Here is a 25,248-nt window from a genome sequence, read left to right on the forward strand (position 1 = left end):
TTCCGTCCCTCATTGCCATGATCGATGATAGGCACCCAGGGTGGTCTGGCTGCCTTCGGACAAGCCGGCCAGCACCTGACGCCATTCCTCCTTGACCCGAAAACTGCCCGGTGAACCACGATGGGCATCCAGTGCCGCCCGCCAGACGCGAGTGACTTGTTCGACATAGGCCGGACTGCGTTGACGGCCCTCGATTTTTACCGCTTCGACACCGATGGCCGTCAGCTCCGGGAGCAAGTCGAGGGTGTCGAGGCTGGTGGGTTCCTCCAGCGCATGAAAGCGTTTGCCGTCGACCAGGAAACGACCCTTGCACAAGGTCGGGTAACCGGCCGGTTCATCAGGGGTATAGCGGTCGATCAGCACTTCGCTGAGTCGTGCGCTCAAGCCTTGAGCGTCCTCGCTCCAGCGCACCGCCTTGGCCGGCGAACAGACACCGCACAGGTTCGGCGACTCGCCGGTAATGTAGGAGGACAGGTGGCAACGCCCTTCGGCCATGATGCACAAGCTGCCGAAGCCAAACACCTCGATGGGCACCGGGCTGCTGGCGGCAACCTGGCGTACTTGCGCCAACGACAACACCCGCGGCAACACGGCGCGTCGAATGCCGTAGCGCTGGGCATAAAACTCCAGCGCCGCGGCATGGGTTGCCGAGCCCTGGACCGACAGGTGCAACGCCAGTTGCGGATGTCGCTGGCTGGCATAGTCGAGCACCCCGGGGTCGGCGGCGATCAGCGCATCCACGCCGAAATCGGCAGCCCGATCAACTGCCCGCTGCCAGCGTTCCCAACCTTTGGGTTGCGGGTAAGTGTTGACCGCGACGTAGAGTTTGCGTTGATGCTGACGGATGTGCGCGACCGCAGCATCGAACTGCTTGTCGTCCATGTTCAGGCCCGCGAAATGCCGGGCGTTGGTGTCATCGCGAAAGCCGACATAGACGGCATCGGCGCCTTGGCGCACCGCCGCTTTAAGCGCAGGCAGATTCCCTGCCGGGCAGACCAGTTGCATGGGTAATCCTCATGAAAAAACGCAGTCCGGGGCCTGATCAGTCATGGTTGGAATGCGCTTGTGGCGAGCGAGCTTGCTCCGGGCGGCGTTCCGACGCTGGACTGCGCAGCAGGCCTGAATAACAGGGCCGCTTCGCGACCCAGCGGGAGCAAGCTCCCTCGCCACACAGTCTAGCCAGACCGGCAGGCACGGCCTTGACGGCAATCAATTGCCATCAATGCATCAGGTCGGCGAAGGACAGGAACATCACGTTGTCGTGCTTGAGCACTTGCTGCTCGCACTCGATCACCGCCAGCCCGTCGGCCCAGCAGGCAGCGGTCAACATCGCCGAGCTTTGCTGAGGGTGCAGCTCCACACTCAACTGGCCGTCAACACCAGGCGTCAGCCTTGCCCGCAAGTACTGCCGGCGCTTGTTGCGTTGCAACCAGTCGAATCCGGCCGGGACGGCTAATGGCACCGGCAGAACGTCAGTCACGCCCTGGGCCCTGAGCAGGAACGGACGCACCACCACCAACGCGGTAATCAGCGCCGCCGAAGGATTGCCCGGCATGCCGATCCAGGGTTTACCGGCGACTTCACCAAAAGCCAGTGGTTTACCCGGTTGAATCGCCAGCCGCCAGAAATCCACGCTGCCCAGTTCCTCGATTGCCTGTTTGAGGTGGTCCTCCTCGCCTACCGACACGCCACCGGAGCTCAGCAGCATGTCGCATTCCGAAGAAGCCAGGCTCAAGGCATGCCGACTGGCCGCCAACTCATCAGCCATGACGCCATAGTCGTGAACCTCGACGCCCCAACCGCGCAACAGCGCAGCCAGGCAATAGCGATTGCTGTTGTAAATCTGCCCCCGCGCCAATGCATCGCCCGGCTCACGCAGTTCATTGCCGCTGCTGAGCAAGCACACCTGCAACGGTCGATAGACCTCGACCCGCGCTACACCTGCGCCGGCCAGCAACCCCAGTTCTTGTGCGCGCAGACGCTTGCCGGCCTTGAGTAACAGATCGCCTCGACGAACCTCTTCGCCTTTCTTACGCACGTGATCACCCGCAATCACAGGCGGGAACCAGACACGCTCGCCCTCGATACGGCAGCGCTCCTGTGGCACCACCGTATCGGCCCCCGCAGGCAATGGCGCACCGGTAAATATCTGCACCGCCTGCTGTGCGATCAAGGGTAAGCAGGCCTGATCCCCCGCCGCAATTCGCCCGCCAATCGGCAGACAACCACCCTCAGATGGCAGGTCGGCCGCCCTGAGGGCATAACCGTCCATGGCACTGTTGTCCCAGGCCGGCAGGTTCACCTGGGAATGAAGGTCCGTCGCCAGCACTCGCCCCATGGCTTGATCCAGAGGGATCATATGCGCCATGGGAGGTGGCGGTGCCTGATCCAGCAAACGATCAATAGCCTCGTCGACGGGTATCAGGTTGCCGAGATCGCACACCCGACCGCTCATGAGCGTGTCTCGCAGGCGTCGATGACCCGCTGCGTTTGCGGCTTCAAATGCGGGGCGAAGTTGCACGGGCCGGTGCGACTGTCCAGTTGTTCCAACAGGATCATGTTCCAGGCTGTTCGGCAGGCCCCCGGCGATCCCGGAACGCAACACACCAGCACGCCGTTGCTCATCCCGGCCAATGCCCGTGACTGCAAACTGGACATGCCGATTTCCGCCAGGGAGACCTGACGGAACAGTTCGCCAAAACCTTCCACATGTTTGTCCAGCAAGGGCAAGACGGCTTGCGGCGTGTTGTCGCGAGCGGTGAAGCCGGTGCCGCCGGTCATCAGTACAACCTGCACCTTGGGGTCGGCGATCCAGAGGGATACCTTTGCGCGGATCTGATAAATATCATCCTTGACCAGATCACGATCGACCAGCACATGCCCGGCCGTTTGCAGCAAATCAGTCAGGGTCTGTCCCGAGGTGTCGGTCTCGAAGGTGCGCGTATCGCTGATGGTCAACACGGCAATGTTCAGGGGTTCAAACGTGCGTTGCGCCAAATGGGCCATATCCAAGCCTTCCCGTAGATGAGGGTTTGGCCAAGCCTGAACCGCAATCGCGGCCCGGCCTATTCCTCCAAGGAGGTACCTCGACAGGGCAAATAGAGGCTCAAGGCGCCAGGCGGCTGCGATACCACACCCTGTCCCGCAGGCGGTAGTCGAGACGGTCATGCAAGCGGTCGGCACGCCCCTGCCAGAACTCCAGGCGTTCCGGGTGCAGGCAGTAGCCGCCCCAATGCCCGGGTCGCGGCACGGTCTGGCCAACGAAACGCTTGATGGTGTCGGCCAACAGCGATTCCAGCGCTGCCCGACTGACCAGCGGCCGGCTCTGCGGTGAAGCCCAGGCACCCAGCCTACTGGCCATGGAGCGGGAATCGAAGTACGCGTCAGAGAGTTGCGGGTCGAGCCTGGACACCTGCCCTTCAATACGAACCTGACGCTCCAGCCCCGGCCAGAAAAACGTCATGGCGGCATTCGGGTTAGCGGCCAGTTGCAGGCCTTTGTCGCTCTGGTAATTGCCAAAAAACGTAAAGCCGTCGTCGCTCAAGCCTTTGAGCAGCAGAACCCGGCAATGTGGTCGCCCGTCACTGTCGACCGTCGCCAACATCATGCTATTGGCCTCGACAGGCGCGCACTCGGTATCGCGTGCCTGTTGCAACCACTGTCGAAACATGGCCAGGGGATCGTCCAGCGCAGCCTCATCCTGCAGGCCATTAAGGGTGTAGTTACGGCGCATCTGAGCCAGGGAAAGGGGCATGACGGTGATCTCCGGAAGGTTTTGCGCAGTGTGCGAGCCACTGCGCCAAGCCACCTTGACCGCCATCAACATGCTGCGCCGCCCGGGCTTACTTAAGGCGAAGACGCCGGGCCAGTTTGTGCAGATTGCTCGGATCGACTTCCAGCAACCGCGCGGCGCTGGCCCAGTTTTCCCCGGAAAGGCTCAGGGCATGGAGAATTTTTTGCCGCTGACAATCGTCGACAGCGTCGCTCAGGGCCTGGAATGGCACATCAGACGTCACTTCCCGTGGCGGTTCGACGCTCGCCCCTGCAGCGCTCATCGTACTGTCGAGATCGAGGACTTGCGGCTCCAGCGTCATGATCAGCGCGCGACTGGTGCCACGGCTGAGCTGCTTCAACGCGGCACGACTGATCACATGCTCCAGCTCGCGCACATTGCCCGGCCAGGTATACGCCAGCAAGGCCCGCTCGGCCGCAGGCGACAAGCGCAAACCACGCAGGCCGAGCCGCGCCCGATTGAGTTCCAGGAAGTGCCCGGCCAGCATCAACACATCGTGACCGCGCTCACGCAGGGACGGAATCGGCACCGGGTATACCGAGAGCCGGTGATACAGGTCCGCACGAAACAGGCCGTCGCGGATACTGTCTGGCAGATGCCGGTTGGTCGCGGCGATGATTCGCACATCGACATGCAACGGCTTGTCCGCCCCCAGTCGCTGGATCTCGCCGTTTTGCAAAGTTCGCAGCAACTTCGCTTGAACGCTTAACGGCAATTCACCCACTTCATCGAGAAACAGCGTGCCGCCGTTGGCCGCATCGAAACGACCCGCGCGGTCGCTGGTGGCGCCGGAAAATGCGCCTTTGACATGGCCGAACAACTCACTCTCTGCCAAAGACTCCGGCAAGGCGGCACAGTTGACCTGTACCAGCGGCTTGTGGCTGCGACGCGAAAGACGGTGCAGCCGTCGGGCGAACAGCTCCTTGCCGACGCCCGTTTCGCCCAACAGCAACACCGGCAAATCGGAATCGGCCAGTACATCCAGCTCATTGAGCAACTGGTGCAACACCTCACTCTGCCCGAGGATTTCACCTTCATCCGCAGGCATCCGCAGGTCTTGAAGATCGCTGCGGGACAAGCGCAAGCTGCGGTTTTCCTGTTCAAGCCGGGTGACGCGCACGGCGGCTTCGATCTGCAACGTGCAACGCTTGAGCTCCTCCCGCGCACGGCTGTCGAAGGTTCCGGCATGCAGCGCATCGAGGGTGATCGCGCCCCAGACGCGACCCTCCACATACAGGCTCACACCCATGCAGTCATGCACCGGCAACGGTTCGCCGACATGGTTGTCGAGCAGGCCGTCATAGGGGTCCGGCAGTCGACTGTCCGGCTCGAACCAGGTCGGTTCGCGCGACGCCATGATCGCTGCCAGCCGAGGATGCTGAGCAATGACAAACCGGCGCCCCAACGCCTCATGCACCAGTCCCACCGTCGCGACAGGCCTGAGACTGTCGTCGTCCAGACGCAGTAATCCCACGGCGCCACTGTTGAAGTATTCGCGCAGGGTCTGCACCAGTCGTTGCAAGCGTACGGCATTGGGCAACTCGACAATCAGGTCGGCTGCCAGGCTTTCTCGCAGCATGGTAGTAATTACCCTCTATGGTTGGATTCACCCTGAAGCGTCAGGGTATCTATCACCACAACTAAAAATTAATCCATATGAATCAGTCGTTTAAATATGGCATGCCGGATGCAATGAGCCTGGGGAACCGTTGAAACCCAAATAAGGAACCCCGATGAGCCAGACCCTACTGGAACAAAGCCTCGGCCAACTGGCCTGCGATATACCCGGTGCCACCCGGATATTTCATACCTTCAAACTGGACTTCTGCTGTGGCGGCCATAAAAGCCTGCGTGAAGCAGCCCAGGGCAAAAACCTCGACCCGATGCTGATTGCCGATGCCCTGCACACTCTGCAAGACGCCGGTGAAACCCAGCACGACTGGCGCAACGAGCCGTCGGAACTGTTGATCGCCCACCTCCTCACGCGCTATCACGCCCGCCACCGCGAGCAACTGCCGGAACTGATCCGTCTGGCCCGCCGGGTCGAGCACGTCCACGGCGCGCGCAGCAGCTGCCCCAATGGCTTGGCCGATCTCCTGACCGACATGCAACAAGAACTCGAAGGCCACATGCTCAAGGAAGAACAAGTGCTCTTCCCGATGCTGCAAAAGGGCATCGGTGCTCAAGCGGCTCCGCCGATCCAGGTGCTGCGCTTCGAACATGATCAACATGGCGAAGCGCTGGAAAAGATGCTCGCCCTGACCAATCACATAATCCCGCCCGCCGATGCCTGCAACACCTGGCGTGCGCTCTATCGCGGACTGCTGGAGTTCAAAGACGACTTGATGCAGCACATCCACCTGGAAAACAACGTGTTGTTCATTAACGCCCTGAACCCCCGCCATTGATCGCTTGCCGGCCACACCCAACCCGCGCCATCCCACCGGTTGACGCGGGTTTTGTTTATGAAGGACGTCTTGCGATCAACCATGCCAATAGAACATGGCCTTGGCCAGGATCACGATCAACAGCATGTGCCCGAGGATGCTGCGGCGAATCCAGCTTGCGCGGATCGCGGTCAGGCGCGCGTGGGTCAGCCAATAGGCCAGCAGCAAGTAATGACCAATGATGCTCAGGGCCAACAGGATTTTCAGGCTCAGCAACGTACCAAAACTGCTGGCCAGCGGCTGACTCAATGCGCCCCGGTACTGCCATGCCAGACCGATGCCGGCGCCATATAACAGCAACACCACGCCGTGCAGCACCTTGCGCGAACGCACTGCAATCGTCTGGTCCGCGGTCAATTGCGCGGCCGCCATCAAATGCTGGCGGGCGTGATGCCAGATCACCACCTCGAAAAACAGCGTGCCGATAAAGGCAATTGCCGCCAACAGGTGTGTGACCAACAGATAGGGATACATCAGCGTCCGCCTCCTTCAGTTTGCTGGCTCATCCCGGATGACCGTCAACTCGGGTGCGCAGCAGCATCGGCCCATAACGCCAGGCGTACAACGCAAACGCCAGCGTCCAGCACAGACCGGCCAGCCACAACGCCGGCAATGGGAAAAACAGGATCAACACCACTCGGCTCAGACACGCCAGGTTGAGCACGATGAACGCCAGGGTCATGCCCGACGGCGGCTCCAGTGCACGGCCGGTGTGCCCGAGGCTGACCCGCGCGATCATCGCCAGCACCAGGCCGCCCATGGCCCCAATGGTCAGACAGTGCACCGCCAGGCTCGGGTTGACCGGCACACCAAAATGCCAGAACGCCATCCCGAGACACGCCACCGCCAGCCAGCCATAGGCCAGGTGCAACGACCACAACAACGGCACGCGCCAGAGTGCCCGGTCATGCCAGCGCACCAGACGCACCAGATGCCCTGCCGCCAGCACCGCGAACAGCAGACCTACCCAGACATTGGGAACGAGCGCAGGTCCTGCGGCATACAACAACGCCACCAACGGCGAACCGACCAACAGCAGTCGATCCAGCCAGGGCCAGGCAGCAACACCTTCCACCCGACCAAGGCCACGCTGGGTGAAGAACGGAATCACCCGCCCGCCGATCAACCCCATCATAGCCGCCACCAGCCAGATGCCGGTCAGCACGCCCTGGCGCTGCCAGCCTTCATGCCCCTCGACCAAGCCATACAGGGACAACCCATCGGCCACGGCCAACAACAGCAAAACCAGCACAATCGGGTAGTTACGTTTCTGCCGCACCTTCCACAAGGTGAAGCCCATGAGGACCGCCACCGCCAACGGGAACGCCAGCTCCAGCACCGCGAGCAACGGCCACGGTGCGTTGGCCAGCCAGGCCACTCGCGCCAATAACCACAGCAGCGCCAGCGCAGCCAAAGGTTTGCCGCTGAGGCCGGGGCGACCGGTCCAGGTCTGCACGGCCGTCAGCAGAAAGCCCGCGATAATCGCCAGCGCAAACCCGAACAACAGCTCATGCCGATGCCAGCCCAGCCAACCGCCTGCCGGCTGCCAGCCGGAAATCCCACCACTGAAGGCGGCCAGCCAAAGCGGTATGACCAGCACCGCCAACAGGCAGCCCGCGAGGAAAAATGGCCGAAAGGCCAGCCGTAACAGCGGTGGGATCGCCAACGCTTTACGGCGTTCAAGCACTTGCATAAAGCCACTCCTCTGCCTTGTTGCGGACCTGGCACCAACCCGCAGGCGCCGAGGTAAATCCTGGGGCCATCATCGGGTATTACCGATCCATTGCCTTTGTCGCAGATCAAGTGTGCAAGGGGCGTGCCCCGATGCTCATTCGAACCTGTTTGGACCGGGAGAATGGTGGTTCCTGTGGCGAGGGGGCTTGCCCCCGTTGGAGTGCGAAGCGCTCCCAGAACCGGCATCCGTGGCGCGTCAGATAGAACGCATCAGCCGGTTTTACGACTGCTGCGCAGCCGAACGGGGGCAAGCCCCCTCGCCACAAAGGTGATCGGCTCCAGGGTACAAATGACCATTTAAGGGTTATTTAAACCCTAGACGGCATAGTCTTTTTTACCCTCACACCTGAGAACCCAGGTAAACAAGAGCCTCCGAGCCTGGCCCGCGTCTTGCTCTGCATGGGCAACCTCATAGAAATCCTGGATCCCTCTCGATTGCCCGGAGTCGTCATGAAAAAAATCATCCAGCCACTGGCCTGGTTTGTGGTGTTGACCTCAGTCCTGGCCTTGGCCAGCAGCCTCTCCCTGGGCCTCGTCTGACGGGACAACCGCTCCTTCCTCTATCTTCAGGATGAATTTCCATGGTGCTTCATCGCGTCCATCACCAGATTCTGCGCAGTCATCACTTGTTCGAGCCGTTGAATGAAGAACAGCTGGATGAGTTGATGAGTACCAGCCACTTGCTGAGCATCGACAAAGGCGAGCCGTTGTTCCGTCAGGGTGAGCCGGCAGATTCGTTCTATTTCATAATTGCCGGGGCGGTGAAAATCTACCGGTTGACACCCGATGGGCAGGAGAAAGTGTTTGAAGTCATCGGTGATCGACAAACCTTCGCCGAGGCGATGATGTTGATGGACACACCCAATTATGTAGCCTCGGCCGAGGCGGTCTGCCCCACCCAGCTCTACCGGCTGTCCAACAGCACCTACATGCGCCTGCTCCAGAGCAACAGCCGGTTGACCTTTGCGTTGCTCGGCAAGCTCTGCGTTCGCTTGCATCAACGGGTCAATGAAATCGAAACCTTGTCCCTGAAAAACGCCACCCACCGGGTCGTGCGTTACCTGCTGACGCAACTGGTGCGCCAGCAAACCGTCAACAGCCATTTCGAGCTGCCGATGGCCAAGCAATTGATTGCCGGGCATCTGTCGATCCAGCCGGAAACCTTTTCGCGGATCATCCGGCGCCTGATCGATGAAAACATCATCACTCAGGACGGCCGCCAGATCGCCATTCTTGATCGTCTGCGCCTGGAGCAGTTTGAGTGAGCACCTTGCCCGTCTGCCTGTATTGCCAACACCCTAACCCGCCAAAACAATCCGAATGCCTCCAATGCGGCATGCCCCTGCCGGCGATGGCCGAACGTGCTCAGGAACGTCGACTGCGCCGGTTCAGGTGGTTCTGTATCGGCCTGACAATCTTTTGCATAGCGATGTTTTTCGGGTTGCCGCGCGGCATCAGTTGATGCCGCTTGAGTCAGACCGGGGCTCAAGGCTGAGTCAGTTGGCGATACAACTGCGGCAAGCGCAGCGGTAATTGCTCAGGCTGGCGGATCACGGTGTAGCCATTGGCGCCAAACATGTACGGCAGGTAATCCCCGGCCTCACGATCAATGGTGATACAGAACGGCGTCAGTCCTTGACGCCGTGCCTCCAGCACCGCCTCGCGGGTGTCTTCAACACCGTAGCGGCCCTCGTACAAATCCAGATCATTCGGTTTGCCATCTGTCAGCAACAGCAACAGTTTACTGCGCCGTTTGCTGCTGCCCAGCAGGCGCGTGGCCTGGCGAATCGCAGCACCCATGCGCGTGTAATACCCCGGCTTGAGCCCTTGAATACGACCGCGGGTGTTGTCGTCATAACGCTGGGTGAAGGACTTGAGTTCCTGCATGCGCACTTGCTGACGACGCAGTGAGGAAAACCCGTACAGGGCGAAATCATCCCCCAGCCCCGACAGGGTTTCGCCAAACAGCAACAGCGTGTCGCGGATGACATCAATCACACGATGCTCATCGTTCAGGTGTGCGTCGGTGGACATCGACACATCGGCCAGCAACAGGCACGCCAGGTCGCGGCGTGTCTGGCGTTGCTCCATGAACAGACCGCGCTCGGCACACTGGCCATGCTCGCGTTCAACGTGAAAATCCAGCCAGGCCTGCATGTCCAGTTCCGAGCCCTGAAGTTGCTGGCGTAACCACTGACGGTCATTGCGCAAGTGCTCGAATTGGCGTCGCAGGCGCTGCGCCGAAACCTTCAACCGTGGCGGCAGCGGCTGCGCTTCACAGTCACGGGGTACCATCATTTGCAGATTGACGAAGGCGCCCTGCATCTGCTGTTTTCGATAGTCCCACTCCGGCAACTTGATGCCCTCGCCCAAGGGAATATCGTCGACATCGGCCGGTGGCAAATCCAGGTGCAGCTTCAGCCCGCCACCCTTGCGCAGCCAGGTGCGCGACAGGGTCAATTCGTCCAGATCATCAGCGACCCTGGCGGCGTCCTGGTCTTCGCTGTCGTCTGACCAGCGATCCAGGTCCACGTGTTCGGTCCAACTGAACAGGTTCTCCAGGCGGACCACCAATAGCCCGCCGTCACGGCTGCTGTCGTCAATGCGTTTGGCGCGTTTGCGCCCGCCTTTCTGCTCGCCGGGAGACGTCGTCAAAGACTCTTCGGATTCATCGCCCAGATCGGCAGCCTGCGGGCTGGCGAGATGTTGCGGTGGGTACAACCACAGCGGCAGTGGCCACGCCGCCCGTTCGCTGCGGGGAAAATGCTCGACACTGCCCGGCTCGCGTAGCGCCTGGCGTAACGCCCGTTCCAGTGCGGCTTCATTGCTGTTCAACGATGCCGGATCCGGGCGCAATTGCAGGTGGGCCTCGACCAATCGCTGGTAGCGCGCGCGTAGCGCTGGATAGCGCCGCAACAGCAATTGCGTCCAGCGCTGGTTGTCCCGCCCCCAATGCCGCATCTGACCGGCCTGCGCTGCCAGCAACGCGAGCCAACGATAGAGTTCCTCATTCAGTGCGACTTCAGGGAACACCGCGAGGCTCGACGGCAGCCGCAGGGTATTCTCGTCACACCACGCCAAGGGCACTTGCTTGCAGGTACCAGCGATCTGCTGCAACACGCTGCGCCGCAGTAGCAGATCGCGGTCGCTGGCCGCTTCAAGCCCGATGCCATTCGCACCACCCGTGGCGCGGAACAACAGCGCCAGCGGGCGTTGCTGGTTGATCAGCTCAACCCGTGCTTCGGGGAAATCCGGGCTGGCGCGCCGGGTGATGAAGCGGTGCCATGCACTGCCTACCCACTCTTCCAGTTCGACGGTAAAGGCCATGCTGTTTGCCCTTCTTGGACACCAAAAAAACGGCCCGCTGTATCAGCCGGGCCGACCTTTTCTAGCCGTTGATCCGGCTCATGAAGGCACCACCGCCGCCGGGGCGCGCAAGGCGGCGCGCCCCCGCTGCTTGAAGCTGAACAAATAGCAGAGCAGCCCGGCGAGGAAACCAACCCCAGCCCCCAGACGCGCCCAGAACAACACCTGCAAATGTTCGACCGTGGCCATGAACGGCAAGGCAATTCCGTCGGCGTGCCAGCGTTGCAGGTAGATCTGTACAACACCGGCAGCAGTGAGCAGCAGCGTGATCATCACCATCGACAGGGTCATCAACCAGAATCCCCAGATCTCCAGAGTCTGCGAGCGCTCGTCACCGGCCTCACCCAACCCGCGCAAGCGTGGCATGGCGTAGCTGATCAACGTCATCACGATCATCGCGTAAGCCCCGTAGAACGACAGGTGGGCGTGAGCGTTCGTCAACTGCGTGCCATGGGTGTAGTAGTTGACCGGTGCCAGGGTATGCAGAAAACCCCAGACACCAGCGCCGAAAAAGGCGGTCACCGTGGTGCCCTTGGCCCATAGCGTCGCGGCGCGGTTCGGGTGTTGCCGACGCCGGTTCTTCACCATACTGAAGGCGAATATCACCATCGCCAGGAAGGGCAGCGGCTCCAGTGCGGAGAAGATTGAACCGACCCATAACCAGACCTCTGGCCCACCGATCCAGAAGTAGTGGTGACCGGTGCCGATGATCCCGGTAATCAACGCCATGGCGATGATTACATAGAGCCATTTCTCCACCACTTCCCGGTCTACCCCGGTGATCTTGATCAGCACGAAAGCCAGCATCGAGCCCATGATCAACTCCCATACACCTTCCACCCAAAGATGCACCACCCACCACCAGTAGAACTTGTCGCGGACCAGGTTTCCGGGGTTATAGAAGGAGAACAGGAAGAACACTGCAAGCAGGATCAGCCCGGTCATCATGACCACGCTCACCGTGGTCTTGCGACCTTTAAGCAGAGTCATGCCGATGTTGTAGAGAAAGCCCAGGCACACCAGCACAATCCCCATCTTGGTGATGGTCGGCTGCTCCAGATAAACGCGGCCCATGGTCGGTAGCAGCTCATTGTGGGTCAACTTGGCCAGGCCCGCATAAGGCACCAGCAGATAACCCAGGATCGTCAATACACCGGTGGCGGCGAATACCCAGAACAGGATGAGTGCCAGCTTCGGACTGTGCAGTTCACGGTCGGCCTCTTCCGGAATCAGGTAGTAAGCAGCGCCCATGAAGCCGAACAGCAACCATATGATCAGCAGGTTGGTGTGCACCATCCGCGACACGTTGAAGGGAATGGTCGGGAACAGAAAGTCCCCCACCACGTATTGCAGGCCCATGATCAAACCGAACACCACCTGACCGAGAAACAGTATCAGTGCAAACACGAAGTACGGTTTGGCCACGGCTTGCGAGGCAAATTTCAGATGTGGATTAGTCACGCTCATCTCTCAGCCCTCCTTGTTTGGCGGCCAGCCATTGGTGTTGATTTTCGAGCTCCACTTGAGGAACTCGGCGATGTCATCCACCTCCTGGTCACTCAAGTTGAACTGCGGCATCGCTCGCCGACCCGGTACGCCCAGCGGCTGCATTTTCATCCAGGCATGCAGAAAAGGTTTGAAGCCCGCCTCCCCGCCACGACGCTGGAACACGTTGCCCAGTTCAGGCGCAAAGTAGGCGCCCTCACCCAGCAATGTGTGGCAGCCGACGCAGTTGTTTTGCTCCCAGACCAACTTGCCGCGCACCACTGATTCGCTTAGCTGCGCTTCATTGCTACGGGCGGGAAAGGTCTGTTCCGAGTGATAGGTCAAGGCCAGGAATATCAGGAAGAAGAAGACGCTTCCCCCGAAGTAGATATTCCTGGCCATGCCTTTGGTGAAGGTCTCTGACATGGTCGCTTCCTCTTTGCTTGACCCGTCCATTCTAGGAAGCGCAGGGTTGAAACCGGCTTGATGGCGATCAAGAAAACCAGATGGTTTTGGTCGGGTATTATCCAGAGAGGACTGACAACAGACTCAGCCCCACAAGTGCCGCCAATACCAGCGCCCAGCTCAACATCAATCGGCGCCATAGTCTGGGCGCGCGGCGCAGCTCCATGAAACCATCGGTGATCAGGCAGGCCTTGCCGACCGCTACCCCCAAGATGGCAATGGACAGCTGCCAGGTCACCCCCACCTGTGCCAGCACCACCGTGCACACGCTTAACGTGGCCAGCGCGGCCCAGCAGACCAGCAGTAACCTGGAAGCGGACATAAAACCTCCCGTCAATTCAGCACGTAGACCAGCGGAAACAGCACGACCCAGATCAGGTCGACCATGTGCCAATACAGCACGCCGGATTCAAACCCGCTGCGGTTGTCTTCGCTGTACAAGCCACGACGACACCGCTCGGCCAGCCATCCAAGAATGACCATGCCGAGCAATACATGGAGGAAATGAAAACCGGTGAGGATCCAGTAAAGGGTGAAAAAAGTGTTGTGCTCCATGCCCAGCCCCGAGGCCAGCAAGTGCTGGTATTCGGTAAGTTTCAACACCACGTAGACGCTACCGGCAAGCAACGCTGCCAGCAAAAGCACGGCGCCTTGGCGGGACCGAGAGCGCCTGACTTGCTCCTGAGCCAGCGCGGCGAACAGCCCGGCGGTGAGCAGGCTCAGGGTCATCGCCAGGCCGGTAGAGGTGTTGAGCAACAGGCGGCTTTCGCCGAACAGCTGCGGCTTGAGCGCCTGGGTCACGGCAAACGCCAGGATCAAAATCGCAAACACCGACAGCTCGGCCAGAATGAAAAACCACATCGCCAAGTCGCCCGGCAGGTGACCATGCGCAACGCCCCTGGACTCAGCCGAAGTGGACATCAACCACGTCCATCAGCGCCGCAACCGTCAGCGGATCATCGCTCAACGGCTCGGCCAGGCAGGCCATGCACGCCTCACGCGGACTCATGCCGGAGCGGATCATTCGCGCCGTGAAAATCAGCAGCCGCGTCGAGGCGACCTCTTCCAGATCATGCTGATCGAGCCGGCGCAGCGCCTGCCCCAGCCTGACCACTTGCGCCGCCAGGGCGCAGTCCACCTGCGCTTCCCTGGCGACAATGCGCTCTTCGTCAGCCACCGGCGGATAGCCGAAACGCATCGCCACGAAGCGTTGCCGGGTGCTGGGTTTCATGCCTTTGAGCAGGTTCTGATAACCGGGGTTGTACGACACCACCAGCATGAATGAGGGCGGCGCCTTCAACACTTCGCCGATGCGTTCCAGAAACAATTCCCGACGATCATCGGCCAGTGGATGCAGTACCACCACGGTGTCCTGACGGGCCTCGACCACTTCGTCGAGGTAGCAGATACCTCCTTCTCGCACCGCGCGGGTCAACGGCCCATCCTGCCACCATGTGCCCTGGGCGCCGATCAGATGCCGGCCGATGAGGTCGGCAGCACTCAGGTCGTCGTGGCAAGCCACGGTGTAGAGTGGCAGTTTCAATCGATGGGCCATGTGCTGGACGAAACGGGTCTTGCCGCACCCGGTCGGGCCTTTGATCAGCACCGGCATGCCGTGACGCCAGGCTTGCTCGAACAGTACCTCCTCATTATTCAGCGGTTGATAGAAGGGGTCGACCTTGTGTTCGCAAGACGGGATACGGTCCATGGGCTGTCTGTTCCAAAAGCGGATTCAAGCAACACGCTACGGGCGCCTGCGACAACCTGGCAAGTGACATGGCCGACAAACTTGATCGCGATCAAGCGAGTAGTCGACTTTCCAGTCCTGACCGTAGACACCCCGAGCACCTTGGGACAGTTGAAAAACAATCACGTTGGCCACCGCTGACGCGTCCCCGGAGCCGGGGACTTCAAACGGTGCGTGAAAACCGGCCTTTTTGATCACCGTCCAGATAGGCGTCAAACGCCATCGCCACGCTGCGCATCATCAAATGCCCGTGGGGCAACAACACCAACGCATCTTCGTGAATCTGCAGCAATCCATCGCGAACATGCTCGTCCAGTTGCATCAGCGCATCGGCAAAATATTCGGTAAAGCAGATGGCATGACGCGTTTCAAACTTGCCGAAGTCGATCCGGCCATGACACATCAGATCGCTGATCACTTCACGGCGAAGCTGATCGTCGGCGCTCAAGCGGTAACCTCGATGGACCGGTAACAAGCCTTGATCGAGTCGCGCGTAATACTGCGAAAGCTCCTTGACGCTCTGGCTGTAGCTATCGCCGACCTTGCCGATCGAAGACACCCCGAGACCGATCAAATCGCAGTCGGCGTGGGTGGAATAACCCTGGAAATTACGCTGCAACGTGCCATTCGCCCGGGCCAACGCCAACTCATCGTCCGGCAAGGCGAAATGGTCCATGCCGATATAGACATAACCGGCCTCGGTCAGACGACGGACAGTCAGTTCAAGCAACTCCAGCTTGCGCTCAGGTGGCGGCATATCGGCCGGACGAATCAGCCGTTGCGCGCGCACCAACTCCGGCAAATGGGCGTAGCTGTAGGCTGCAATCCGGTCCGGGCGCAACGCGATGATCTTGCCGAGGGTGACGTCAAAACTGTTCATGGTTTGCAAAGGCAGGCCGTAGATAAGATCGACGCTGATCGACTTGAATTTCGCCTGACGCGCAGCAGCGACCAGTGCGTAAATTTGCCCTTCACTTTGCTGACGATTGACCGCGGCCTGCACGTCGGGATCGAAGTCCTGCACGCCGAAGCTCAGGCGATTGAACCCCAACCCGCGCAGCGACTGGATCTGTTCAGTGCTGATGGTGCGAGGGTCGACTTCAATGGAAAACTCATGGTCATCGCTGTCATCCATGTCGAATGCCTGATGCAGGCAGTCCATAAGGTCAGCCAGTTGCTCGCTGGTCAAATAGGTCGGCGTGCCACCACCCAGGTGCAGTTGTGTGAGTTTGCGGGTGCGGTCGAACAAGGCAGCTTGCATCGCGATTTCGCGCTTGAGGTACGTCAGGTACTCGACGGCGCGGTGGGTTTTGCGGGTAATGATTTTATTGCAGGCGCAGTAATAACAAAGGCTCTCGCAGAACGGGATGTGGATGTACACCGACAGCGATTTTGGCGTTGCCGCCTGGTTGCTGTCCGAGGCGGCACGCTGATAGTCATCGACGGCGAACGCCTGATGAAACTGCGGCGCAGTCGGGTAAGAGGTATAGCGCGGCCCCGGGCGGTCATACTTTTCGACCAGGGCGCGATTGAAATCAAACGAAGTTGTCATGATCAATCCACTCGCAATGGGGTTCACGCCCCGCCCTGCCCGAATCCTTTTCAAACAGGTTGCAGATGGCATCCACGTGCGGCCGACCGGCCGGAAGAATACTGATGAAACGATCAGACAACTCAATCAACCCCTCACGGGTCAATCGCTCCAGCACAGGACAGACGGCGGAAAAGTACTGACGAAAAATAAGTCCATAGCGCGTCTCGATTGCCTGGATATCCAGCTCCAGATCACATGCCAGGCGCTCCACGACCATGTGCCTGACCTGACTCCCTGCCTCACAGCGCCAGCCACGGCTCGTCGGCAATTGATCCATGTCCAGTTGCTGCTGATACAGCTCCAGCTTGTCGGTGTTTTGCGCATACAAATTGTCGATCTGACTGATAGCGCCCAAACCGAACCCGATATGGTCGCAATATCCGTGACGGGTAAACCCCTCACTATTGCGACGTAATCGGCCGCGCTCCTGAGCAATCGCCAAATCGTCATCGGGCCGGACAAACTGCCCCAGCCCAATGTAGTGATAACCGGCACCGATCAATTGTTCAAAACAGATCTGGCGCATGGCGCCTTTATCTTCCTCACTGCAAAACGCCCTGATTTCGCCTGCGGCCTTTGGCCGATAGCGTTGAGGTGGCCGGGCATAATCAAACACCAGCAGCCGGTCCGGCTCCAGTTCGATGATGGTTGCCAGTTTCAACGCAAAACTTTCTGGCGTCTGCCAGTCATGGCCATAACCCAGATCGACATTGATGGATCGATAACCGAAGGTACGAGCGGCATCGATAAGCGAATGGATCGGTGCCGGGTTCTGGTAGCAGGCCACCGACATCGCACTGTCGGCACCGATGTCTGGAACTCCGATGCTGACATGGTTGAATCCCAGATCACGTAGCACGCCCATGGTCGACCAATCGGTATGGTGAAGGTCCACTTCTACGCTGTAGTCAGCGCACTCATGTCCAAGAAAGTTGAATCGACCACGAAGGTGATTCATCAGCCGTCTCAGGTGGGTGATGGCAGGTGTTCCGCCCCCCAGATGAAACTGCTCGACCCGCTGTCCGGTCCCCAGGTGACAACCGACGAGGTCGATCTCATGTTGCAGATGCTGAAGATAGTGTTCGACACCACTGTGCTCGCATGAAATATCGCGAGGGGAACACAAGGAAGGCTTCAGGTTAGAAGGCAGTTGCACATTCAGCGACAGCGGACGGCACTTCTGTCGGCTGACACGCAAGGCACGAAGCAAGTCCAGAGAGCCGATACCGTCATGGAACTTTTCAGTGTCGACATGGCCGTTGGGATCGAGCACGCCTTGATCGCAACGAACGTTCAGCTCGCCGGAGTTGCGGAATAAATTGAGCATGACGGGTCTCAGAGACTGACTGCGGACCGCCAGTGTCGGGGTTTGGCGATCAATGCTCCTTGATTTGTATCAAGCGCGAGCAAGGTGCTTGTCGCGCAACAGACACCCGTTACGTACAGTCACCACGTCAGGTAAAACATCCACTTGGCCAACAGTACGATGACGATCATGTGGCAGAACAGGCTGCCATGGATGAAATGCAGGTATCGGGCACTCATCCGGCCACTTTTGAACAAACACATGGCGACCAGGAAATGCAGCAGTACGCTGACGGCCATCACGATCTTCAACATCAGCAATGTGCCGAACGATGAGGTCATCGGCGTTGCAAGGGCCGGCAAATAACGCAGCCAGACCATCCCCAGTCCGGCGCCGAACAATACCAGCAGAACCCATGGAATCAAGGTGCGGGCACGTCGGCCGACCCCCTGTTCGACCAGCAACATGACCTTGACGGGCAGCTGCTTGCGGATACTTTCAAGGAACAGGACTTCGAAGAACACCGTGCCGATAAAAATCAGCGCGGCAAACAGATGCAACGTCAGAAACAGCGGATAGAGCATGGGATTCTCGCTCTCAATACAAATGAACACGATTCACTCACAGCGAGGGAAACGTCAATCCCATCGTTGCGCCGCCTCGCGATCACTGTTGCGAGCTTCGACCCAATGGGAACTCTCGCCGTCTGTTCTTTCTTCCAGAATGGCGCGCGGGTTTTCAGGTAATCCATCACGAACGCGCAGGCCTCGAAAGCCGCCTGACGATGACTGCTGCTGATGCCGACAAACACAATAGGCTCTCCCGGTTGCAACGCTCCGATTCGATGGATCAACACCCATCCAAGTAACGGCCAGCGCTGTCGAGCTTCGTCGGCGATCTTGCCAAGCACCTTTTCGGTCATCCCGGGGTAATGCTCAAGAAACAGGCCGGCGACTTCCCGTCCGACGTTGGAGTCACGCACATACCCTACACAGCTCACCACCGCGCCGACATCAAGGCTCAAAGCATGCAGCGTGTTGATTTCGGTACCGGGGTCGAAGCTGCCTGTCTGAACTCGAATCATCGACTCACCCTCCCGTTACGGTCGGGAAAAAACCCACTTCATCACCGTCTATCAACGGCTCATCGAGCCCACACATGTCCTGGTTGCGGGAACACATGAGGTTCTGTTCGGCCAGCACCCGCCAGACACCGGAACRATGTATCAGGTGCAGACGCAACTGATCGACAGAAGTGAAATCACCTTCAATCGTTTCATCGTCACGGCCCAGCGTTTCGCGGTACCGCGAGAAATACAAAACATTCAGTTTCATTGTTCCAACGCCTGATACCAACCGCTTTTACCACCCCGTTTCTCCAACAGCCGCACCGATTCGATACTCATGCCCCGGTCCACGGCCTTGCACATGTCATACAGGGTCAAGGCCGCCACACTCGCGGCGGTCAGTGCCTCCATCTCGACACCGGTCTGTCCGGACAACTTGCACCGAGAAACAATGCGTACGCGTTGGTCTCCTTCAAAACTCAACTCAACGTTAACACTGCTCAAAAGCAGCGGATGACAGAGCGGAATCAACTCGCTCGTGCGTTTGGCCGCCTGAATGCCAGCGATCCGCGCTACCGCAAATACATCACCTTTAGGGTGAGCCCCACTGGCAATCAGTTGTCGGGTCTCGGCAAGCATATGAACCCATGCCTCAGCCACTGCTTCTCGAGACGTCACGCCTTTATCCGTAACATCGACCATTCGTGCACGTCCCAGTGAGTCGAGGTGAGTCAGTGTCAATTCAGTCATAAGCGATAAGCCTTGCGCTACCAACAGTCGGTTTCAGCGCAGAATACAGAGCGGGCCGACACATACGGTTGACGTCAATCAAGTAATCCAGACAAGGCCATTGCTACAACCTTGCGTAAATCTGGATGTCGAGCACGGCACATGCTTACAGGATCTTGGCTGCCGGCATTTCGACCAGACGCAGGTAACGCGTCACCGATCAGGCAATCCTTCTGGTCGAGGCAGCGCAAGGGCCATCGTACAGTCCCCGACATGTATGGATGGGTGGAGGTGACCTGTACGGTTTCCAGTGAGGCGGGCACCAAGAAAAAGTGATCTGCCAAGCGCCGACGATGTACTAAAAAAACGTCGCTGGTAGTGGTTTCGAGTGGAACCTGTTGAAACGTAAAAAGAGGCAAAAGCCTCTTCTTTCAATGCTGACAACAAAATAACGCGCAAAAAAAAACGCCACTCATTGAGTGGCGTTTTTCTGTATTTGGAGCGGGAAACGAGACTCGAACTCGCGACCCCGACCTTGGCAAGGTCGTGCTCTACCAACTGAGCTATTCCCGCGTCTTGGTGTGGCGCATTTTATAGAATTTGGAAGTCTCGTCAACCCCTTGATTCAAAAAAGTTTTATTTTTTTTCTACATCGGTTTTCAGATGCGGCCAGGCAGCACGCAGATACTGCACCATGGACCACAACGTCAGGCCTGCGGAGACCATCAGCAAGGTATAACCCACCAGAACCCAAAAGCTGAAGTCCGACGGATTGGCCAGCAGGATCACCAGCGCCAGCATCTGCGCAGCGGTTTTCCATTTGCCCAGGTTCGAGACGGCAACATGCGCACGCGCGCCCAGTTCGGCCATCCACTCTCGGAGAGCGGAAACGACGATTTCACGACCGATGATGACCGCTGCCGGCAATGTCAGCCACACGTTACCGTGCTCCTGTACCAGCAGCACCAGCGCCACTGCGACCATCAGCTTGTCGGCTACCGGATCGAGAAATGCCCCGAACGGTGTGCTTTGTTCCAGGCGGCGGGCCAAATAACCGTCCAGCCAGTCCGTAGCCGCAGCAAACGCGAAGACCGAGGCGGACGCCAGGTAACTCCATTGGTACGGCAGGTAAAACAGCAAAATGAAGATCGGGATGAGCAGAACGCGTAGAACGGTGATCAGATTAGGGATATTCATCGGCACAACTGGCTACGAGGTGAGTTGGGCATTCTACTCGCTGTGCAGGTTTGCATAAATCAGCTCAGCGAGCTTTTTACTGATCCCCGGTGCTTTGGCGATCTCTTCGATGCTTGCACGAGACAGCTCCTGCAATCCACCAAAATGTTTCAACAGGTCACGTCGCCGCGTCGGCCCTACCCCGGCAACACCTTCGAGCGTTGAAGTGCGGCGGGTTTTGCCACGTCGTGCGCGGTGACCGGTAATTGCAAAACGGTGGGCTTCATCGCGGATCTGCTGGATCAAGTGCAGCGCCGGAGAATCCCCGCGCAAGGTGAACTCATGGGCGGCGTCATTGAGATACAGCGTTTCAAACCCGGCCTTGCGCGTCGCGCCCTTGGCCACGCCCAGAAGAATCAGGTCAGGCACGGCCAACTCGTTGAGCACATCACGCGCCATGGACAACTGCCCCTTGCCGCCGTCCACCAGCAGGATGTCCGGCAACTTGCCCTCGCCGTCCTTCAGCTTGCTGAAGCGTCGAGTCAGCGCCTGATGCATCGCCGCGTAGTCATCGCCCGGCGTGACACCCTCGATATTGTAGCGGCGGTAGTCGGACTTCAGCGGTCCTTCCGGGCCAAACACCACGCAAGACGCCACTGTCGCTTCGCCGCTCGAGTGACTGATGTCATAGCATTCCAGCCGTTGCGGCGGCTCATCCAGGTCAAGCACTTGCGCCAAGGCTTCAAACCGTGCGGCAACATGCTGACGATTGGCCAGACGCGCCCCGAGCGCCTGCTCGGCATTGGTCACGGCCAACTGCTGCCAGCGAGCTCGCGTACCACGGACCCGATGGCTGATGGTCAACTCGCGACCGCGCAGCTCTTCAATGGCCGTGATCAGGGTCGGAAAGTCTTCGTGGACCACATTGACGATCAACTCGCTCGGCAAGTCGCGTTCGGGACTGCTGATGAAGTACTGGCCAAGAAACGCCGCCATCACCTCGGCAACATCCTCTTCAATACCCACCTGCGGGAAAAAGTTCTTGCTGCCCAGTACCCGTCCGCCGCGCACACTGATCAAATGCACACAGGCACCGCCCGGGTTGATGAACGCCGCGATAACATCGACATCCCCCGTTCCGCCTTCCATGCTCTGTTGATCCTGCACCCGGCGCAGCAGGGAAATCTGATCCCGCAGCTCGGCCGCCCGCTCGAAATCGAGGGTGCTCGCCGCCTGCTCCATACCTGCGGACAGCTCGTCTGTCAGCGCATTGCTGCGACCTTCGAGGAACATCACCGAGTGACGCACATCCTCGGCGTACACCTGCGGTTCGACCAGGCCGACGCAGGGCGCCTTGCACCGTTTGATCTGGTACTGCAGGCAGGGTCGCGTGCGGTTCTTGTAGTAGCTGTCTTCGCACTGACGAACAAAAAAGGTCTTTTGCAGCAGGCTCAGGCTTTCACGAATCGCACCGGCACTCGGGTAAGGGCCGAAGTACTTGCCCTTCAGCTTTTTTGCACCGCGATGGATGCTCAGGCGTGGAAAGTCGCCATCCGAAAGAAATACATACGGATAGGACTTATCGTCTCGCAGGAGGATGTTGTAAGGCGGCCGCCACTCCTTGATCAGCGTCTGCTCAAGCAGCAGCGCTTCGGTTTCGTTGGCGGTGATGGTGGTTTCAATTTGGGCAATCCGGCCAACCAATGCAGCCGTTTTGGGTGCCAGGCCGGTCTTGCGGAAATAACTCGCCAGACGTTTCTTCAGGTTCTTGGCTTTGCCCACGTACAGCAGGCGCGCATCGCTGTCGAACATGCGATACACACCGGGGCGCCCACTGACGGTCGAAAGAAAGGCGCTTGGATCAAACGGGTCGGTCATTGTCAGAGGCTGGCATCGACCATGCCGTGACGAACCGCCAACAGCGTCAACTCAACATCGCTGCTGATCGAAAGCTTCTCGAAAATGCGGTAACGGTAGGTGTTCACGGTTTTTGGCGACAGGCATAGTTTGTCGGAAATGATCTGGACCTTCTGGCAGCCGACAATCATCAGGGCGATCTGGATCTCCCGCTCGGACAGCGCGTCAAAAGGCGAATCATTGCTCGGCTGGAACGATTTTATCGCCAACTGCTGGGCAATTTGCGGACTGATATAACGCTGTCCGGCAAATACCTGGCGAATCGCCTGCACCATTTCATTAAGCCCTGCGCCCTTGGTCAGATAGCCTGCGGCACCTGCCTGTAACAGTCGGGTAGGAAACGGATCTTCCTCGCACACGGTTACGGCGACGACTTTGATGTCCGGGTGGCTGCGCAACAACTTGCGCGTGGCTTCAAGACCGCCGATCCCGGGCATCTTGACGTCCATCAGCACCACATCCGGTTTCAACTCACGCGCTTTAAGCAGGGATTCCTCCCCCGACTCAGCCTGGCCGACTACTTGCAGACCATCGATGTCAGCCAACATTCGTGTAATACCTGTACGAACGAGATCATGGTCATCGACTACTAGCACCCTAATCAAGCAGACACCTCGCGATAATGGTCTTATTGGTTGCCGAACACCTTAGCAAAAAGCATCCGGCAGACCTAGCAGCAAGCGCTATATAAAAGTTTCAATTCGTCTTGAATGGCTTGAGCTACAGGCTTTACAGAGGTTTCAGCGGGAACATTTGCGCTCCATCCTCAGGAAACAATCGTCCTGCCCGACAATCTCCAGGCCCATGCGCTGATAAAGCGCTTGGGCGGGATTGTCCTTGAACACAGTCAGACGCAGCGCCGGACGTCGCTCCGCACAGGCGTTCGAATACACCTGTTCGATCGTCCAGGCACCCGCGCCCTGATTGCGAAATGTCTCGATCACATGCAACTCGCGAATGTACAGGGCCTTTGAATCGCGGCTCAGGCTGGTAAAGCCCAGGACTATTGAATTTTGGCAAATAAGCCAGTTTTCCCGGCCTGCCCAAGCCACATCGAAAGCCTCGTCGATCCACGGCAGGTCATGCCGGATGTAGTAGCCAAGCATGGCTTGGCAGGTCAACGCTCGCGCAAACGACAAATGTTCCGACGAGGCCGGCCGCAGTTCAAAAGCCATCTGCCCTCCTCATACACTGGCCACGGGCACGACCTCGCCGCTCCACTCACCGGTATTTCGGCGGGCAATCACCAGTAAATCCCCGGTTCCCGGGGCAGCTGTGATCAGCGAACCGTCCGACGCCCAGATCGCGCTACGCCCTGCCGACTCCCAGCCGCCCGTCGCACCGCCATGATTGGCCATCAGCACCACCATCGAGTGCTCGCTGGCATAACCCTGCAGCAATGCAGTGTCCGGAGCATAGCCACCTTCGGTAATCAGCACGCCGGCGGCGTAGAGGTTTGCCCCCTTGTCGGCGGCCGCAGCGGCATGACTGGCATGCGAAAAGTCCGCGCACACCGCCAACGCGATCGTATCGTTACCCATCGTCAGCAGCGAACCGCCCGAACCCGGCGCAAACGCCACCTCCTCGCCCGAATGCAGATGTTGCTTGCTGTAGACCCCCAGCGAACCATCGGCAGCCAGTACCAGCGCGCCAATCAGTACCGGCGAATTGGCCGATAGACGAATCGGCATTCCGACGACGGTGGTGATACCCAGCTCTCGAGCCAGATCCCGCAGTGGCTGCAAAACCGCTGCATCCGGCGTGATCGCCAATTGCGCCGCCAATCCACGCTCATACCCCGTAAGTGACAACTCGGGGAACACCAACAGTTGCACGCCCTGCTCGGCGGCGACCTGAATGAAATGTTGATGCCGAGCGATATTCGCGTGAACGTCCCCGGCAACCGAGATCGATTGCGCGGCGGCGATGGTCAGTGTCGTCATCTGTGTTGTCCTTGATGAATGTCCGCGAGCAATCACGAAGTGTGGCACAAAGCTTCGCCGTGCTTAAGCCATAGAAATTGACCTGCGAGCCGATAGCATTTACTGATTGAATCTGCACGCCCGCCTCTAGTAAGCTCGGCGCATTCATCGGAGACAGACCATGCCGCATACCCCTTCACAGCTTCGCATCGCCAGCGCCCCGCGCTCGGTTGCTGCTGCACGGGTGAATGGCGTCTGCGCACCGGTAAACTTTTATTTTGGGTATTGGTTTAGCCACTGGCGCGCCTGATACCCACACGGCGCCCACTACTCAAGGGGTCGCCTACCAGAGAATTCTCAACCCCCGGTCGGCTTCCCGACCGGGGTTTTTGTTTTTTCAGCCCCAAACATTTTTAGCGACATCACTGACTTCAAGGAATCACGACATGAACTACGCCACTTATTACCGTTACGACAGTTTTTCCGCCTGGCGATTTACCA

At 59.0% G+C, this 25,248-nt stretch carries 26 protein-coding genes, 1 tRNA gene and 1 pseudogene; 3 read left to right on the forward strand and 25 right to left on the reverse strand.

Going from position 1 to position 25,248, the window contains the following annotated elements; all coding sequences use genetic code 11:
• Positions 1 to 9: 9 nt before the first annotated feature.
• The 5 genes from ubiU to norR all read right to left on the reverse strand — a co-directional run bounded on the left by ubiU (position 10) and on the right by norR (position 5,372).
• Positions 10 to 1,005 carry a ubiquinone anaerobic biosynthesis protein UbiU gene (ubiU, locus tag AC1DIH_RS24020; RefSeq protein ID WP_054596865.1) on the reverse strand — a complete coding sequence of 332 codons (996 nt, stop codon included), beginning with the start codon at positions 1,003 to 1,005 and terminating at the stop codon, positions 10 to 12.
• Positions 1,006 to 1,219: 214 nt separating this feature from the next.
• The gene (locus AC1DIH_RS24025; protein WP_477773539.1) at positions 1,220 to 2,455 is read right to left on the reverse strand and encodes a molybdopterin molybdotransferase MoeA; all 1,236 of its coding nucleotides are present in this window, start codon (positions 2,453 to 2,455) and stop codon (positions 1,220 to 1,222) included.
• A complete protein-coding gene (gene moaB / locus AC1DIH_RS24030; RefSeq protein WP_103315272.1) occupies positions 2,452 to 3,006 on the reverse strand; it encodes a molybdenum cofactor biosynthesis protein B in 555 nt (184 codons plus the stop codon). Before moaB ends, AC1DIH_RS24025 begins: the two co-directional genes overlap by 4 nt.
• 100 nt (positions 3,007 to 3,106) lie before the next feature.
• Positions 3,107 to 3,754 carry a pyridoxamine 5'-phosphate oxidase gene (gene pdxH, locus AC1DIH_RS24035; protein WP_477766115.1) on the reverse strand — a complete coding sequence of 216 codons (648 nt, stop codon included), beginning with the start codon at positions 3,752 to 3,754 and terminating at the stop codon, positions 3,107 to 3,109.
• 88 nt (positions 3,755 to 3,842) lie between these two features.
• Positions 3,843 to 5,372, reverse strand: a complete 1,530-nt coding sequence (gene norR, locus AC1DIH_RS24040; protein WP_477773540.1) for a nitric oxide reductase transcriptional regulator NorR — start codon at positions 5,370 to 5,372, stop codon at positions 3,843 to 3,845.
• 154 nt (positions 5,373 to 5,526) lie between these two features.
• Here norR and ytfE point away from each other — a divergent pair, with 154 nt between their 5' ends.
• Entirely contained in the window at positions 5,527 to 6,201 is a 675-nt protein-coding gene (gene ytfE / locus AC1DIH_RS24045; protein WP_347929702.1) for an iron-sulfur cluster repair protein YtfE, read from the forward strand.
• Positions 6,202 to 6,276: 75 nt separating this feature from the next.
• On the opposite strand, the gene AC1DIH_RS24050 is transcribed toward ytfE, so the two are convergent.
• Positions 6,277 to 6,714 (reverse strand): hypothetical protein, encoded by a 438-nt coding sequence (locus AC1DIH_RS24050; RefSeq protein ID WP_477773541.1) that lies wholly within the window; start codon positions 6,712 to 6,714, stop codon positions 6,277 to 6,279.
• Between the two features lie 28 nt (positions 6,715 to 6,742).
• Positions 6,743 to 7,933, reverse strand: a complete 1,191-nt coding sequence (locus AC1DIH_RS24055; protein ID WP_477766119.1) for an NnrS family protein — start codon at positions 7,931 to 7,933, stop codon at positions 6,743 to 6,745.
• A 622-nt stretch (positions 7,934 to 8,555) separates the two neighbouring features.
• Here AC1DIH_RS24055 and AC1DIH_RS24060 point away from each other — a divergent pair.
• Entirely contained in the window at positions 8,556 to 9,239 is a 684-nt protein-coding gene (locus tag AC1DIH_RS24060; RefSeq protein ID WP_054596857.1) for a Crp/Fnr family transcriptional regulator, read from the forward strand.
• Entirely contained in the window at positions 9,236 to 9,436 is a 201-nt protein-coding gene (locus tag AC1DIH_RS24065) for a protein DnrP (RefSeq protein ID WP_081013795.1), read from the forward strand. The genes AC1DIH_RS24060 and AC1DIH_RS24065 overlap by 4 nt, the downstream gene beginning before the upstream one ends.
• Before the next feature lie 23 nt (positions 9,437 to 9,459).
• On the opposite strand, the gene AC1DIH_RS24070 is transcribed toward AC1DIH_RS24065, so the two are convergent.
• The 18 genes and pseudogenes from AC1DIH_RS24070 to AC1DIH_RS24155 all read right to left on the reverse strand — a co-directional run bounded on the left by AC1DIH_RS24070 (position 9,460) and on the right by AC1DIH_RS24155 (position 24,768).
• Positions 9,460 to 11,301 (reverse strand): nitric oxide reductase activation protein NorD, encoded by a 1,842-nt coding sequence (locus AC1DIH_RS24070; protein WP_477773542.1) that lies wholly within the window; start codon positions 11,299 to 11,301, stop codon positions 9,460 to 9,462.
• Positions 11,302 to 11,379: 78 nt separating this feature from the next.
• Positions 11,380 to 12,807, reverse strand: coding sequence for a cbb3-type cytochrome c oxidase subunit I (locus AC1DIH_RS24075; protein WP_477773543.1), 1,428 nt, complete (start codon positions 12,805 to 12,807; stop codon positions 11,380 to 11,382).
• 3 nt (positions 12,808 to 12,810) lie between these two features.
• Complete coding sequence (locus AC1DIH_RS24080) at positions 12,811 to 13,251, reverse strand: c-type cytochrome (RefSeq protein WP_216744494.1); 441 nt, start codon at positions 13,249 to 13,251, stop codon at positions 12,811 to 12,813.
• Positions 13,252 to 13,348: 97 nt separating this feature from the next.
• Positions 13,349 to 13,612, reverse strand: coding sequence for a cytochrome C oxidase subunit IV family protein (locus AC1DIH_RS24085; protein WP_019690904.1), 264 nt, complete (start codon positions 13,610 to 13,612; stop codon positions 13,349 to 13,351).
• A gap of 11 nt (positions 13,613 to 13,623) precedes the next feature.
• Complete coding sequence (locus tag AC1DIH_RS24090) at positions 13,624 to 14,211, reverse strand: cytochrome c oxidase subunit 3 family protein (protein WP_477773544.1); 588 nt, start codon at positions 14,209 to 14,211, stop codon at positions 13,624 to 13,626.
• Positions 14,195 to 14,998: a CbbQ/NirQ/NorQ/GpvN family protein gene (locus AC1DIH_RS24095; protein ID WP_253912233.1), complete on the reverse strand. Its 804-nt coding sequence runs from the start codon at positions 14,996 to 14,998 to the stop codon at positions 14,195 to 14,197. Before AC1DIH_RS24095 ends, AC1DIH_RS24090 begins: the two co-directional genes overlap by 17 nt.
• A gap of 202 nt (positions 14,999 to 15,200) precedes the next feature.
• A complete protein-coding gene (gene hemN, locus AC1DIH_RS24100; protein ID WP_477773545.1) occupies positions 15,201 to 16,589 on the reverse strand; it encodes an oxygen-independent coproporphyrinogen III oxidase in 1,389 nt (462 codons plus the stop codon).
• Positions 16,573 to 17,958 carry an oxygen-independent coproporphyrinogen III oxidase gene (locus AC1DIH_RS24105; RefSeq protein WP_477773546.1) on the reverse strand — a complete coding sequence of 462 codons (1,386 nt, stop codon included), beginning with the start codon at positions 17,956 to 17,958 and terminating at the stop codon, positions 16,573 to 16,575. Before AC1DIH_RS24105 ends, hemN begins: the two co-directional genes overlap by 17 nt.
• A 119-nt stretch (positions 17,959 to 18,077) precedes the next feature.
• Positions 18,078 to 18,521, reverse strand: coding sequence for a CopD family copper resistance protein (locus tag AC1DIH_RS24110; RefSeq protein WP_477773547.1), 444 nt, complete (start codon positions 18,519 to 18,521; stop codon positions 18,078 to 18,080).
• Between the two features lie 54 nt (positions 18,522 to 18,575).
• Positions 18,576 to 19,021: pseudogene (gene moaE, locus AC1DIH_RS24115) on the reverse strand (molybdopterin synthase catalytic subunit MoaE).
• Positions 19,022 to 19,025: 4 nt separating this feature from the next.
• Positions 19,026 to 19,271, reverse strand: coding sequence for a MoaD/ThiS family protein (locus tag AC1DIH_RS24120; protein ID WP_477773548.1), 246 nt, complete (start codon positions 19,269 to 19,271; stop codon positions 19,026 to 19,028).
• A complete protein-coding gene (gene moaC, locus AC1DIH_RS24125) occupies positions 19,268 to 19,753 on the reverse strand; it encodes a cyclic pyranopterin monophosphate synthase MoaC (RefSeq protein ID WP_477766130.1) in 486 nt (161 codons plus the stop codon). Before moaC ends, AC1DIH_RS24120 begins: the two co-directional genes overlap by 4 nt.
• A 476-nt stretch (positions 19,754 to 20,229) precedes the next feature.
• Positions 20,230 to 20,305, reverse strand: a tRNA-Gly gene (locus tag AC1DIH_RS24130).
• A gap of 63 nt (positions 20,306 to 20,368) precedes the next feature.
• Positions 20,369 to 20,929 carry a CDP-diacylglycerol--glycerol-3-phosphate 3-phosphatidyltransferase gene (gene pgsA, locus AC1DIH_RS24135; protein WP_123583870.1) on the reverse strand — a complete coding sequence of 187 codons (561 nt, stop codon included), beginning with the start codon at positions 20,927 to 20,929 and terminating at the stop codon, positions 20,369 to 20,371.
• A 33-nt stretch (positions 20,930 to 20,962) separates the two neighbouring features.
• A complete protein-coding gene (gene uvrC / locus AC1DIH_RS24140; RefSeq protein WP_477773549.1) occupies positions 20,963 to 22,786 on the reverse strand; it encodes an excinuclease ABC subunit UvrC in 1,824 nt (607 codons plus the stop codon).
• A gap of 2 nt (positions 22,787 to 22,788) precedes the next feature.
• Complete coding sequence (gene gacA / locus AC1DIH_RS24145) at positions 22,789 to 23,430, reverse strand: response regulator transcription factor GacA (RefSeq protein WP_019690936.1); 642 nt, start codon at positions 23,428 to 23,430, stop codon at positions 22,789 to 22,791.
• 135 nt (positions 23,431 to 23,565) lie between these two features.
• The gene (locus tag AC1DIH_RS24150) at positions 23,566 to 24,000 is read right to left on the reverse strand and encodes a GNAT family N-acetyltransferase (protein ID WP_477773550.1); all 435 of its coding nucleotides are present in this window, start codon (positions 23,998 to 24,000) and stop codon (positions 23,566 to 23,568) included.
• Between the two features lie 9 nt (positions 24,001 to 24,009).
• Positions 24,010 to 24,768 (reverse strand): carbon-nitrogen hydrolase family protein, encoded by a 759-nt coding sequence (locus AC1DIH_RS24155; RefSeq protein ID WP_477773551.1) that lies wholly within the window; start codon positions 24,766 to 24,768, stop codon positions 24,010 to 24,012.
• Between the last annotated feature and the right edge of the window lie 480 nt (positions 24,769 to 25,248).

The sequence above is a fragment of the Pseudomonas sp. 05N36 genome, from assembly GCF_056397385.1.

Coding starts and splice junctions, on each gene's coding strand:
- AC1DIH_RS24155 (WP_477773551.1), bottom strand. CDS start 24,768: ATGACGACACTGACCATCGCCGCCGCGCAATCGATCTCGGTTGCCGGG.
- norR (WP_477773540.1), bottom strand. CDS start 5,372: ATGCTGCGAGAAAGCCTGGCAGCCGACCTGATTGTCGAGTTGCCCAAT.
- AC1DIH_RS24050 (WP_477773541.1), bottom strand. CDS start 6,714: ATGTATCCCTATCTGTTGGTCACACACCTGTTGGCGGCAATTGCCTTT.
- AC1DIH_RS24080 (WP_216744494.1), bottom strand. CDS start 13,251: ATGTCAGAGACCTTCACCAAAGGCATGGCCAGGAATATCTACTTCGGG.
- hemN (WP_477773545.1), bottom strand. CDS start 16,589: ATGACAACTTCGTTTGATTTCAATCGCGCCCTGGTCGAAAAGTATGAC.
- uvrC (WP_477773549.1), bottom strand. CDS start 22,786: ATGACCGACCCGTTTGATCCAAGCGCCTTTCTTTCGACCGTCAGTGGG.
- AC1DIH_RS24060 (WP_054596857.1), top strand. CDS start 8,556: ATGGTGCTTCATCGCGTCCATCACCAGATTCTGCGCAGTCATCACTTG.
- AC1DIH_RS24095 (WP_253912233.1), bottom strand. CDS start 14,998: ATGGACCGTATCCCGTCTTGCGAACACAAGGTCGACCCCTTCTATCAA.
- moaB (WP_103315272.1), bottom strand. CDS start 3,006: ATGGCCCATTTGGCGCAACGCACGTTTGAACCCCTGAACATTGCCGTG.
- AC1DIH_RS24075 (WP_477773543.1), bottom strand. CDS start 12,807: ATGAGCGTGACTAATCCACATCTGAAATTTGCCTCGCAAGCCGTGGCC.
- AC1DIH_RS24150 (WP_477773550.1), bottom strand. CDS start 24,000: ATGGCTTTTGAACTGCGGCCGGCCTCGTCGGAACATTTGTCGTTTGCG.
- AC1DIH_RS24105 (WP_477773546.1), bottom strand. CDS start 17,958: ATGCTCAATTTATTCCGCAACTCCGGCGAGCTGAACGTTCGTTGCGAT.
- ytfE (WP_347929702.1), top strand. CDS start 5,527: ATGAGCCAGACCCTACTGGAACAAAGCCTCGGCCAACTGGCCTGCGAT.
- AC1DIH_RS24110 (WP_477773547.1), bottom strand. CDS start 18,521: ATGCTCTATCCGCTGTTTCTGACGTTGCATCTGTTTGCCGCGCTGATT.
- pgsA (WP_123583870.1), bottom strand. CDS start 20,929: ATGAATATCCCTAATCTGATCACCGTTCTACGCGTTCTGCTCATCCCG.
- AC1DIH_RS24090 (WP_477773544.1), bottom strand. CDS start 14,211: ATGTCCACTTCGGCTGAGTCCAGGGGCGTTGCGCATGGTCACCTGCCG.
- pdxH (WP_477766115.1), bottom strand. CDS start 3,754: ATGCCCCTTTCCCTGGCTCAGATGCGCCGTAACTACACCCTTAATGGC.
- moaC (WP_477766130.1), bottom strand. CDS start 19,753: ATGACTGAATTGACACTGACTCACCTCGACTCACTGGGACGTGCACGA.
- AC1DIH_RS24025 (WP_477773539.1), bottom strand. CDS start 2,455: ATGAGCGGTCGGGTGTGCGATCTCGGCAACCTGATACCCGTCGACGAG.
- AC1DIH_RS24070 (WP_477773542.1), bottom strand. CDS start 11,301: ATGGCCTTTACCGTCGAACTGGAAGAGTGGGTAGGCAGTGCATGGCAC.
- ubiU (WP_054596865.1), bottom strand. CDS start 1,005: ATGCAACTGGTCTGCCCGGCAGGGAATCTGCCTGCGCTTAAAGCGGCG.
- AC1DIH_RS24055 (WP_477766119.1), bottom strand. CDS start 7,933: ATGCAAGTGCTTGAACGCCGTAAAGCGTTGGCGATCCCACCGCTGTTA.
- AC1DIH_RS24085 (WP_019690904.1), bottom strand. CDS start 13,612: ATGTCCGCTTCCAGGTTACTGCTGGTCTGCTGGGCCGCGCTGGCCACG.